Here is an 11679-nt window from a genome sequence, read left to right on the forward strand (position 1 = left end):
GCCCGGCGGTGGCAGCTGCACCGCGACCCTGCGCGACGGCACCCGCTGGGGCGACCGGTTCAACAGCGAGGTCACCGTCAGCGGGGCCAGCAACTGGACGGTCGTCGTCGCGGTGACCCCGCCGCAGAAGGTCTCGGCGACCTGGAACGGCACCCCGAGCTGGGACAGCAGCGGCAACGTGATGACCATGCGGTCGAACGGCAGCGGCAACGTCTTCGGCTTCACCACCATGGCCAACGGCAACTGGACCCGACCCCAGGTCCGCTCCTGCACCGCCTCCTGACCCGACGACACCCGACCCGGGGGTGGCGACGCGCTGCGTCGCCACCCCCACGCATGTCCCGGCCGGCCGGCCACGACCAGCGTCTGCCCTGGACCCCGCCGGACGGAAAATCGATGCTCGCGCCGGTAGCGGGCGGCCCGGTTCACAGGGTAGAAACAAGCCACCCCTTCCTTCACGACGTGATACAAGTCGAACGGTCGAGAGAGCGCTCTCACAGAGGCTGTCCGACCGCCGACAGTGGCAGGTCTCCCTTCCCCACCCACGTCGCTGCGCCCGGGAGCAGGTGCCGGCCAGCGGAGAGGACGAACCGCATGACGACGCATCCCCGCGGCGGGCGGCGGACCGGCGGCCGGGCGCTCGCGCTCGGGCTCGCACTGGCCACCACCGCCGCCGGCCTGACCGGCACCGCCGCCACCGCCGGTACGCCCCGGCACGGCACGCCGGACTTCGGGCCCAACGTCACGATCTTCGACCCGAGCATGCCGGTCAGCGAGATCCAGGCGACGCTGGACGCGGCGCACACCCGCCAGGTCGACGCCGAGATGGGCACCGCCCGGCACGCCTACCTGTTCAAGCCGGGCAGCTACGGCACCGTGGAGCAGCCGTTGCAGGTCAAGGTCGGCTACTACACCGAGGTCGCCGGGTTGGGCGCCACCCCGACCGACGTCGACGTCAACGGCAAGGTCGAGGTCTACAACCGCTGCCTGGCCGACGGTGGCGCCGGCAACTGCATCGCGCTGGTCAACTTCTGGCGCACGCTGTCCAACCTGTCGATCGACATCGACGCCGCCGGCCAGGACGGCTGCCGGTCGTCGGCGAACTTCTGGGCCGTCTCCCAGGCGGTGTCGATGCGCCGGCTGGACATCGCCGGCGGCAACCTGTCGCTGATGGACTACTGCACCGCCGGCCCGCAGTACGCCAGCGGCGGCTTCATCGCCGACTCCCGGCTGCCCGCCACCACCAACGGCTCCCAGCAGCAGTGGCTGACCCGCAACAGCGAGATCGCCGGCTGGTCCAACGCGGTGTGGAACCAGGTCTTCGCCGGCGTGGTGGGCGCACCGGACGACGCCGGCTTCCCCGACCCGCCGTACACCACGCTGGACAGCACCCCGCTCAGCCGGGAGAAGCCCTACCTGTTCGTCGACGCCAAGGGCCGCTACCAGGTCCGGGTGCCCGCGGTGCGGCGCGACAGCCGCGGCATCACCTGGGCCGACGGCCTGACGCCCGGCCGGACCATCCCGATCGGCGACTTCTTCATCGCCAAGCCGTCCGATCCGGTCCGGGTCATCAACAGCCAACTCGCTCGCGGCAAGCACCTGCTGCTCACCCCCGGCGTGTACGACATCGCCCGCAGCATCCAGGTCAAGCGGCCGAACACGGTGGTCCTCGGCCTGGGGCACGCCACCCTCACCGCGGTGGGCGGCTCCGTTCCGCTGGACGTGGCGGGCGTTCCGGGCGTGGTGATCGCCGGCGTCACGATCGACGCCGGCCCGACCGAGTCGCCGGTGCTGCTTCGGGTCGGCGACCGGCACGGCCGCAACCACAGCACGCCGTGGAATCCGACGACCCTGTCCGACGTCTATTTCCGGGTGGGCGGGCCGCACATCGGCCGGACGAACATCGCCCTCGAGGTCAACAGCGACCACGTCCTCATCGACCACACCTGGGTGTGGCGCGGCGACCACGGCGTCGAGGGCTTCACCGAGGGCGTCAACGGCGACACCCAGCGGTGGCGGACCAACACCGGTCGGTACGGAGCGGTCATCAACGGCGACCACGTGACCGCGACCGGGCTCTTCGTCGAGCACTTCCAGCGCTACAACACGGTCTGGAACGGCGAGCACGGCACCACGATCCTCTACCAGAACGAGCTGCCGTACGACCCGCCGACGCAGGCCGACTGGATGAACGGCGAGGTCGAGGGCTGGGCCGGGTACAAGGTCGGCGACCGGGTGAAGCACCACACCTTGTACGGCGGCGGCGTCTACGTGTTCAACCAGAACAACCCGTCGATCCACACCGAGAACGGCTTCGAGGTCCCGGTGACCCCGGGCGTGCGGCTGCACCATGTGATGACGGTCAACCTCAGCGCCGGCACGATCGACCACGTGGTCAACGGCGTGGGCGAGGCGGCCGACACGACCCGGGTCGGCGCGCCGGTCTACGTCACGCAGTACCCGGCTCCGTAACCGACGACCGACGGCACGGGCCGGAGCCGAGCGCGGCTCCGGCCCGTCCGCGTGCACGCCGCCCCTGGTCAGAGGGCGATGCGCAGCCGGCGGATGTGCGCCTCGTCGTACTCCTCGAAGGGAAGATCCGACTTGAGGACCGGGAGTGTCCGGTCTCCGCGACCCTCGGCGCGGTCGGCGAGTCGGCGTTCCGCCTCCGGGCGCGGCACCTCGGCCTAGGCTTTCCGGTGACGGGGTCGCGGGTCGACCGGCCGACGGAACGGGCGGCATCGGCGAACGGTGCGGACGGCACCCGGACGGACAGCGCGAGCGGGGAGGGACGGCGATGGATCCGACGACCGAGGTCCTGCTGGACGCGCTGAAGCGGGCCGCCGAGGCGCACGGCGTGCACGAGCAGCAGCTGGGCCGGCCCGACCCCGACTGGCCACAGTGGTACGCCGAGCACATGACCCGCACGCTGGTCGAGGACGGCTACCGGCTCACCGGCCCGAAGATCACATAGCTCCCCCGTCGGGCGCCGCGATCTCCAGCAGCCGGCCCTCGGCGAGCCGAAGCCAGCGCTGCACCCGGATGTTCTCCAGGAACCGCTCGTCGTGGCTGACCACCACGAACGCACCCTGGTACGCGTTGAGCGCGCTCTCCAACTGGCCCACGCTGACCAGGTCCAGGTTGTTCGTCGGCTCGTCGAGCAGCAGCAGTTGCGGCGCCGGTTCGGCGAACAGGACGCAGGCCAGCGTGGCGCGCAGCCGCTCCCCGCCGGAGAGCACGCCGACCGGAAGGTGCGGGCGGGCGCCCCGGAACAGGAAGCGGGCCAGCAGGTTCATCCGCTGCGCCTCGGGCAGGTCCGGCGCGAACGCGGCCAGGTTCTCGGCCACCGTACGGTCGAGATCCAGCAGGTCCAGGCGCTGGGACAGGTAGGCGACCCGCCCCTCGGCCCGGCGGGCCACCCCGCTGCCCGGCGTCAGGTCACCGTTGAGCAGGCGCAGCAGGCTCGACTTGCCGGCGCCGTTGGGCCCGGTCAGGGCGATCCGCTCGGGCCCGCGGATGGTCAGGTCGAGCCCGTCGCCGGCGAAGAGCGCCCGGTCGCCGTAGCGCAGCTGCAACCGCTCGCCGAGGAAGACCGTACGGCCGGCCGGGACGTTGGTCCCGGGCAGCTCCAGCGTGATCTTCTCCTCCTCGCGCACGGCACGGCCGGCCTCGTCGAGGCGGGCCTTGGCCTCGCTGACCCGGGCGGCGTGCGTCTCGCGCGCCCGGCCCGCCGACTCCTGGGCGCCGCGCTTCATCGTGCCGGCGAAGATCTTCGGCAGGCCGGCGTTCTTCAGGTTCCGGGACGCGGTGCTGGCTCGGCGCTCGGCCCGCTCGCGGGCCTGCTGCATCTCCCGCTTCTCCCGTTTGACCTCCTGCGCGGCGTTGCGGAGGTTCTTCTCGGCCACCTCCCGCGCGGCTCGCACCGCCTCGGCGTACGCGGTGTAGTTGCCGCCGTAGGAGCGGACCTCGCCCCGGTCGAGTTCGAGGATCCGCTCCATCCGGTCGAGCAGCGCCCGGTCGTGGCTGACCAGCAACAAGCAGCCGGTCCAGTTCTCCAGCACCCCGTAGAGCCTGTGCCGGGCGTCGACGTCCAGGTTGTTGGTCGGTTCGTCGAGCAGCAGCACGTCCGGTCGCTTCACCAGCTGCGCGGCCAGGCCGAGGGAGACCACCTGGCCGCCGCTGAGGGTCCGCAGCCGTTGGGTGAGCGTGACCTCGGTGAGGCCGAGCCGGTCCAGCTCGGCGCGGGTGCGCTCCTCGATGTCCCAGTCGTTGCCGATGGTGGTGAAGTGCTCCTCGCTGGCGTCGCCGGACTCGATGGCGGTCAGCGCCCGGAGCACCGGGTCGATCCCGAGGACCTCGGCCACCGTCAGGTCACCGACGAGGGACAGGTTCTGCGGGAGGTAGCCGAGCACCCCGTTGACAGTCACCGCGCCGCCGGTGGGGCGCAGCTCGCCGGCGATCAGCCTGAGCAGGGTGGTCTTGCCGGCGCCGTTCGGCGCGACCAGACCGGTGCGGCCGGCGCCGACGGAGAAGGACAGGTCCTGGAAGACGGGGGTGTCGTCCGGCCAGGCGAAGGACAGGTTCGAGCAGACGATGAACGCATCGGACATCGGGAGACCTCGGAAGTGACGTGGGCGCGGCGGCGCCGGCCCTGAGCAGACACGGGCTGGTGGAACGACGGCATGGCCACGGCGGCGGCGCTGGTCACTGCGCCCGCCGGTGGCCGGACCTCCCGGTATCACCCGGAGATGTCGTCGTCACCTGCCATGTCTGATCTCCCTCACTCGATCACTCCCCTCGACCCTAACACCGCCGGTGCCGTTCCCGTCCGGGTCCGCCCCCCGGCGCCCGGGGGCCTACTAAGATCCACTATCTCGACGTACGAGCGCGGGCCCGCGCCCACCAGGGTGGGCGTCGGCCATCGAAACGAGGAGGGCCGGATGCCGGAAAATCCCGGGCCGTACGCGGTGCGCCGGCCGCTGCTCCTGGGCGCCAATCCCTTCGCCACCCTCTACGCGGGCGACGAGCCGAGCGCGTACGCCTCCGTCTGGCGCGTCGACTGGTCGATCTGGGGCAGCGGCAACGTGCTGATCCTCTGGTACGACGGCCGGCTCCACGTCGTCGGGGACGACGGGCGGCTGGCCGGCCGGATCGAGGAGTACTTCGTCCGCAACTTCGACGAGGCGACCGCGCTGCCCGGCTGGCCGGCGGCCACGGTGACGGTCGCCGAGACCGCCGTGAACATCGACCCGACGAGCGGGACCACCGCGCACGGCGGTGACATCACCGTACGGCTGTCCGGCATCCTCGACGCCCGCCCGTTCGCGGCGCCGGAGTTTCCCCTCCACGGGCGCGGCCACGGCCTGTCGATGCAGGTGCTGCCCTGCGCCGAGGCCACCGTGACGCTGGCCGGTCGGTGCCTGCCGGGCGCGCCCCGGGTGACCCGGGACGACCGCGGCCGGCCGCTCTCGTCGGCGGTCTGCACCCTGCACGAGGCGTGGAGCGGCTAGGTCGCGAGCCGACCGCTCGTCGACCACGCGGCGGAAGATCCGCTGTGGCCGGTGGGCGACGAGCGCGATCCCGGCGGTCGACAGGCGGCGGCCCCGCCACCCGTCGTGGGGTGGCGGGGCCGCGGCCGGCCGGTGGTCAGCCGATCGGGAGAGCGGCGACCCAGTTCTGCCAGGCCTGGCCGGTGCGCTCCGGGTCCTGCTGCGGGCCGAACAGGTGGTGGCCGAGCACCAGCGCGTTGCCGCGCTCGGTGCCGGAGTGCAGGAACCGGTAGAGCGCGTCGTCGGTGCGGACGCCGAGGTAGGTGGGCAGCCCGGCGAGGTCGACCACCCCCTCGACCGGCGGCAGTCCGTCGACGGTGAACCGGACCGGCGCACCCTCGGTGACCGGGCCGGTGATGCCGAGGGCGCGGGCGACCGCCGCCCAGACCTGGTCCGGGGTGCCGGCCTGGGGCCGGAAGGCGGTGACCGGGGCACCGGCGCGGCCGGCGAAGTGGGCGACGTACGCGGCCAGCGTGCCGAGGTACATGTCCCAACCGACCTTCATCGCCTCGTACTCGGTCTCCCAGTTGTCGCCGAGGACGCCGCTCTGCACCAGCCGCAGCGTGGTGCTGCCCTGCTCCCGGCCCTCGATGAGGTATTCGATGGCCATGAAGGTGCCGTCCGGGCCGGCGTCGCCGCGGTACGCGAACCGCTTGCCGGGCTCCCAGCCGGTGACCGTCGCCTCGCTGACGAAGCCGGCCATGTCGTGGCGGGTGCGGCTGCCCTCGCCCGGGTTCACCTCGCTGCGGCCCATGAACCAGGAGTCGATCCCCGGCCCGGTGGCGATCGCCTCCCACACCTGCTCGGGCGTGGCGGCCAGCTCGATGTCCTTCGTCAGCTCGAATGCGTGTCCCATGGTCGGCACCTCTCAGTCGGTGTTCGGTCGTGGTCGGTCGGGGGTCGGTCGGGGTGGGGTGGCGGTTGGCGGCAGCGGCGTTCGGCCGGCGCCGGCCGGGTGGTGCGGCAGCGGCGGCCGGGCCGCTGCGGTCGGCTCAGGGCTTCCCGGTCTCGTCGCCGCCGGCCGGGGTGACGCTGGGGTGCAGGGCGAGCACCACCCGGTGCGCGCGCCCGCCGGGGGCCGACTCGTCGTGGTACCTGCTCACCAGGTCGGTGAGCGTGGACGCCAGTTCCTCGGCGAACGCGGCCCGCTCGCGCGCCGAGGCGAACCGCACCTCGGCGTCCATCGCGAAGGTCGCCACCCGCTTCTTCGCCCGGTCGGCGCCGGTGATGAGCGCGCCGACGTCCTGCACGAGCCGGGCGGCGACGGCGAGCAGCCACCGCGCCGAAAGCCGGTCGGGTTGCTCGGACGGCTTGGGCCGCACGGCGGCGAGGGCGGCTGGCGAGATGACGTACGACGCCGCGGTGGCCCGCATGACCCGTTCGGTGACGTTGCCCTTGCGGCGCTCCTCGACCAGCTCGATCAGGCCGTGCTGCTCGAGTGCGCGGAGGTGGTAGTTGACCTTCTGCCGGGGAAGGCCGACCCGCGCCGCGAGCATGGTCGCCGAGGCCGGCTCGGCGAGCTCGGCCAGCAGCCGGGCCCGCGTCGGGTCCAGCGACGCCTCGGCTGCCGCCGGGTCCTCGATCACTGCGATGTCGAACATGCTCTGAGCCTCTCACCGACAGCTTTTCCTGTCAAGACAAAACTTGTTGTCGGTTGACCCGGCGTGGGACGCCGCTTGCCGATGGGCGGGGGTTCCGATCGAGGCTGCCCGGCGCCCGACCACGTCCGGCTCAGGAACATCCACAAGTATGGATAAGTGGGGCGGGGCTGCGAACTTCACCGAAGAGATCAAGCAGTGGACCAACCTGCACGGGCTCAGCCAGACGCCGACGTACACCGACAGCCCGCAGCCCGGCTACAGCCGCACCCGCTACGGCGGCAGCGGCGGCACGGCGCCGGTCGAGGCGATCAGCATGCAGGGCGTCCCGCACAACCTGCCGGTCGACGCCGCCCAGGCGATCCGCTTCTTCGGCCTGGACAGCACGGCGCCGCCCAGCAGCCCGCCGCCGACCAGCCCGCCGCCGAGCACTCCCCCGCCGCCCACCGGGGCCTGCCGGGTGGCGTACGCGGTGAACGCCTGGAACACCGGCCTGACCACCTCGGTGACCATCACCAACACCGGCACCATCCCGGTCGACGGCTGGAGCCTGGCCTTCACCCTGCCCGCCGGGCAGACCATCACCGGCGGCTGGAACGCCTCGTACGCGCCGGCCAGCGGCGCGGTGACCGCCCGGCACGTCGCCTACAACGCCACCATCGCGCCGAACGCCTCGGTCAGCATCGGCTTCCAGGCCACCCACACCGGGAACACCGGGCGGCCGACCTCGTTCACGCTCAACGGATCGCCCTGCGCGGTCGCCTGAGTGTCACCGGCGAGCGGGGGTTGGCAGCGGGCGTCCGCCGGCCGTCCAGTCCCGACCCGCGGCACCGCGCGACGCCGCGTATCCGGACGCGTACCCGCTGGTGAGAGCGGTGGTACGGCTATTGACTGTGAACTGAGGCACACCATTCAATGGCGGGGTGGTAGGACGCGCCACCGCAGCGGCCTTGACACCGACCGATGACCCGGCCGCCTCGACCGGTCGCCCTACCACGTCCGTCGTCGGGATGGCGTGGATACGGTGGACAGTCGGGTGAACGAGCGGCGCCGCAGGATCCTCCTCGGCGCGGCGTTGCACGTCGTCTCGCACGCGGTGGCCGTCATCTACTGTCTGCTGACGCTCCACCAGCCGAACCGGTCCCTCATGCTCGCGGCGTACCTGTGTGGCATGGCGTCCGGGCTGGTGGGGGTGTGGGCGGCGCGGCGGGTGACGACACAGGTGGCGGGCTACCGCCTCTCCTTCACCATCCTGCTGATCACGCTCCTGGCGGCGGCGCTCGGCGCGCACTGGGACGGGGGTGTCACCTCGCCGGCCGCGCTGGGTTTCGTGACCACCACCGTGTTCGTCGCCAACTACACGCCGCACCTGCGGCTGATGATCGCGCTCGAGGTGCTCGTCGTCGGCTCCTACCTCGCCGTCGCCGGCACCGGCGGACCGGCGAACTCCGGTCACGTCTTCATCTACCTCGCGGGCATGCTGGTGCTGGCCTCGGTCTGCTCGACGCAGGCCCGGATCCTGGCGCGGCAGCGGTCCCAACTGCGGGCGCTCGCGGCGCTGGATCCGCTCACCGGCGCCCTGAACCGGCGCGGCCTCGCCGAGTTCGCCAGCCACCTCTTCCACGGCGGCTGCCGGCCCGGCCCGTCCCTGCTCTGCCTGGACCTGGACGACTTCAAGCTGGTCAACGACCGCCTCGGGCACGCCGCCGGCGACGAGCTGCTGCGGCGGACGGTGTCGGCGGCCCGGGACGTGCTGCGCGTCGAGGACGCCATCGCCCGGGTCGGCGGCGACGAGTTCGTCGTCGTGCTGGTCGACGCCGACGAACCCACCGCCCGGGCGATCGCCGCCCGGATCGGCGCGGCGGTGGGCCAGCACACCAGCGTCAGCATCGGCTCGGCCACCGCACCGTACGACGGCGACTCCCTCGAAGCGCTGATGCTCGCCGCCGACCAGCGGCTCTACCGGGCGAAACAGGAACGCCACCGGGTCGCCGCCCGGCCGCCCGCGGATGGCAGCGGCCTGCTGCCCCGGGGCGCGGGCGCCTTCGGCGCCCCGTGACCGGCGCGGGTCGGCCGCAACCGACGCTCACCCGGCCCGGGACGTGCTGCCCGTCCGGCTGTGATCACGGCTCCGCGAACTTTCCGACAGACCAGGACCGCTCGCCCCGGCGGTGCGGAACACTCACCGGCATGGCGAGCTGGCGCGCGGTCAACCACCCGTGGTGCGCCCCGCGGCGGGATCGGGAACCCGTCCGGACGGACCGTGACTGTCGTCGGCGAGGCCGGCGACGTCGACCCGCCGCAGGCCGGCAACGGTCGGATGACGCCATGCCGGCATCGAGCAGGTTCGAGACGGTACGACCGTCGAGCCGCACCGTCGACCGGCCGGTTATCGTCCGATTTGCACCAGCGCTTATCCGACTGTGCACCCGATTGCGTTCTCAACACCCTTGCGTGTATGTATGTAGCTCTGGAGGATCCTGCGACCTGCGCCGAGACCGCGCCTCCGCGTCCAATCGAGCGTGTCCGGAGGGGTTGTGGCATCCATTTTTCTGAGTTACAGACCCGACGACGACGGCGCCTACGCCGAAGCGTTCCTCGGCGAACTCTGCGACGCCGTCCGGCTGCTGAGCGGCGGCGATACGTCGTTGACGGTCTTCACATTCGGCGACGACGCCGTCCTCGACGGTGAATGGACGAGACCGGCCGCGCAGGCTTTGGCGGAATGCACGGTGTTCCTCGCGATCTGTTCGCAGCGGTATTTCCTCACCGAGCGGTGTGGCCGCGAATGGTCGGCCTTTCAGGACCGGCTGCACCACCACGAGACGATCACCGGGCGCCGGCCGAAGGCCGTCGTGCCGGTCGCCTGGGGCGACAACGGGCTCTACGGCGACCTCCCTGCCGGCGAGTTCACCACGGACGTGGCGCGGCGGGCGGACGTCCGGGCACTGGTTCGGCTCACGAGCAACCGGTCCCGCTACCGCGACCTGCTGGGCAGACTCGCCCGTCACATCGTCGAGGTCAGCCGCACCGATCCGGTACGGCCGGCGGTCACCCTGCTGCCCTACGCGGCCACGCCGAACGCCTTCCGAGCGGTGGGCGACCACGCCGCCCGGCCGGCTGGCGCCAGAGCCGGGTTCCCGTCGCAGTCGGTGCGCTTCGTCGTCGCGGCGGGACGTCGCGACGAGATGGCCCCGGTCCGCGAAGACCTCGACTTCTACGGTCCCCGGCGGGCCGATTGGCGGCCGTACCGTCCACTGCGGCCGGAGGCCCTCGCCACCCAGGCACAGGCGGTCGCCGCCGACCATCTGTTCGACTCCGATGTCATCGACGACATCGAGGACATCGTCGGTGTGCTGGAGCGGGCGGACGCCGACGACGAACTGCTCGTCATGCTGATCGACGCCTGGGTGGTGCGAATCGCCGCGCACCGGGAGGCGCTGGCGGAAGTCGACCGGCGAGCCGACCCGGCCACCGGATTCGTGGTGCCGATCAGTGCCACCGACCCGGAGACGAGCCAGGCGCGGGAGCAGCTGACCGAGGCGTTGTCGCGGTTGCTCGCCCTGCGCTCCGCGCGGTGCAACCCCATGCTGCGGATCGGCCCCGACTCCGCCGAGGAGTTCGAGCAGGAGTTGGGCGGCATCCTGGAGGCGTCGCGCAACCTCACCTTCCGCTCCGCGGATGTCCGCAGAGTCGCCCCGGGCGCCCCTGCCGGCAGCCGCCCGTTGCTCGACGCCCCTTGAGCGGGGCAACCGGTCGGCGCGGCACGGCGGGCGCGGAGGCCGACCCCGACACCTTCTTCTTCCTGAGCTTCGCCGAATCGAGCGACACCGACGACGAGTTGGTGGCGCGCTTCTTCAAGGATCTGCGCAACGAGGTGCGGGCGGTGAGCGGCACTCGGAAGAGCGACCCGGCCGCCACCGGGTTTCTCAGCATCGCCAACCTGCGCCTCGGCGCCGACTGGTCGGAGGAGATCAGGACCGCACTCGGCACCTGTCGGGTCTTCGTCGCGCTCAGCTCACCGACCTACTTCGCCAGCGAATCCTGTGGTCGGGAATGGCAGGCCTTCGCCGACCGCCTGTCGGCATACCGCGCGACCACCGGTCGCGCCGCGCCCTCGTTGCTGCCTGTTTCGTGGCGGCCGACCGAGATTCCGGAGCACCTCGGCACGATTCAGTACGCCGACCGATCAATGTCGACCGTCGTGTTCGACGAGGGCCTGCTCCACGTCATGCGATTGACCCGGCATCGTGATGCCTACCATGAATTCGTGGGCAAGCTCGCGGCTCTGATCGTCGGTACGGCGCGGAGTCATCCGATTCCGCCATCCCGGCCGGGTCCGGATTTCTACCGCCTGCCCGCCGCGTTTCCGACCGTTCCGCCCACGGGGAGCGGCGCCGGGGCGGTTCCCCGGCAACGGGACGCCGAGGTGACCGCTCGGCAGCACCCTGACGGCAGACCCCGCACGCCGCCCGATCTGGGCGGCAGGGGTGAGCTTCCGCGACTGCACGGCAACTGACCGGTGACAGCGA

Annotated in this window: 10 protein-coding genes and 2 pseudogenes; 8 read left to right on the forward strand and 4 right to left on the reverse strand. The window is 72.1% G+C overall.

The annotated features are described in order from the left end of the window. Together DLJ47_RS10275 and DLJ47_RS10280 are read left to right on the forward strand one after the other, a co-directional pair. A pseudogene (locus tag DLJ47_RS10275) lies at positions 1-283 on the forward strand (polysaccharide deacetylase family protein); the annotation flags it as partial. 311 nt (positions 284-594) lie between these two features. After that, positions 595-2472 (forward strand): adenylyl cyclase, encoded by a 1878-nt coding sequence (locus tag DLJ47_RS10280; protein WP_109899815.1) that lies wholly within the window; start codon positions 595-597, stop codon positions 2470-2472. 68 nt (positions 2473-2540) lie between these two features. On the opposite strand, the gene DLJ47_RS35680 is transcribed toward DLJ47_RS10280, so the two are convergent. Further along, entirely contained in the window at positions 2541-2681 is a 141-nt protein-coding gene (locus tag DLJ47_RS35680; RefSeq protein WP_158289805.1) for a hypothetical protein, read from the reverse strand. Between the two features lie 116 nt (positions 2682-2797). Here DLJ47_RS35680 and DLJ47_RS35685 point away from each other — a divergent pair, with 116 nt between their 5' ends. Then, on the forward strand, positions 2798-2974 hold the full coding sequence (locus tag DLJ47_RS35685) for a hypothetical protein (RefSeq protein ID WP_158289806.1): 177 nt from the start codon (positions 2798-2800) through the stop codon (positions 2972-2974). Here the strand turns inward: DLJ47_RS35685 and abc-f are convergent. Beyond that, complete coding sequence (gene abc-f, locus DLJ47_RS10285) at positions 2967-4610, reverse strand: ribosomal protection-like ABC-F family protein (RefSeq protein WP_109899816.1); 1644 nt, start codon at positions 4608-4610, stop codon at positions 2967-2969. The genes DLJ47_RS35685 and abc-f overlap by 8 nt on opposite strands. Before the next feature lie 330 nt (positions 4611-4940). Here abc-f and DLJ47_RS10290 point away from each other — a divergent pair, with 330 nt between their 5' ends. After that, positions 4941-5510, forward strand: a complete 570-nt coding sequence (locus DLJ47_RS10290; RefSeq protein WP_109899817.1) for a hypothetical protein — start codon at positions 4941-4943, stop codon at positions 5508-5510. A gap of 136 nt (positions 5511-5646) precedes the next feature. Here the strand turns inward: DLJ47_RS10290 and DLJ47_RS10295 are convergent, their stop codons facing one another. Together DLJ47_RS10295 and DLJ47_RS10300 are read right to left on the reverse strand one after the other, a co-directional pair. After that, positions 5647-6405 carry an SRPBCC family protein gene (locus tag DLJ47_RS10295; protein ID WP_109899818.1) on the reverse strand — a complete coding sequence of 253 codons (759 nt, stop codon included), beginning with the start codon at positions 6403-6405 and terminating at the stop codon, positions 5647-5649. A gap of 136 nt (positions 6406-6541) precedes the next feature. Then, complete coding sequence (locus DLJ47_RS10300; protein ID WP_199235774.1) at positions 6542-7150, reverse strand: ArsR/SmtB family transcription factor; 609 nt, start codon at positions 7148-7150, stop codon at positions 6542-6544. A gap of 172 nt (positions 7151-7322) precedes the next feature. On the opposite strand from DLJ47_RS10300, the pseudogene DLJ47_RS10305 reads away from it, so the two are divergent. From DLJ47_RS10305 to DLJ47_RS10320, 4 genes and pseudogenes are all read left to right on the forward strand, one after another. Beyond that, positions 7323-7913, forward strand: a pseudogene (locus tag DLJ47_RS10305) (cellulose binding domain-containing protein); the annotation flags it as partial. A gap of 270 nt (positions 7914-8183) precedes the next feature. Continuing rightward, complete coding sequence (locus tag DLJ47_RS10310; RefSeq protein WP_109899820.1) at positions 8184-9206, forward strand: GGDEF domain-containing protein; 1023 nt, start codon at positions 8184-8186, stop codon at positions 9204-9206. A gap of 478 nt (positions 9207-9684) precedes the next feature. Continuing rightward, on the forward strand, positions 9685-10890 hold the full coding sequence (fsxC, locus tag DLJ47_RS10315; RefSeq protein WP_146228064.1) for an FxsC protein: 1206 nt from the start codon (positions 9685-9687) through the stop codon (positions 10888-10890). Continuing rightward, complete coding sequence (locus tag DLJ47_RS10320; RefSeq protein ID WP_158289807.1) at positions 10887-11666, forward strand: TIR-like protein FxsC; 780 nt, start codon at positions 10887-10889, stop codon at positions 11664-11666. Before fsxC ends, DLJ47_RS10320 begins: the two co-directional genes overlap by 4 nt. Positions 11667-11679: the final 13 nt, after the last annotated feature.

Origin of the sequence: Micromonospora sp. S4605, assembly GCF_003176715.1 — a bacterium.
Lineage (GTDB): Bacteria > Actinomycetota > Actinomycetes > Mycobacteriales > Micromonosporaceae > Micromonospora > Micromonospora echinaurantiaca.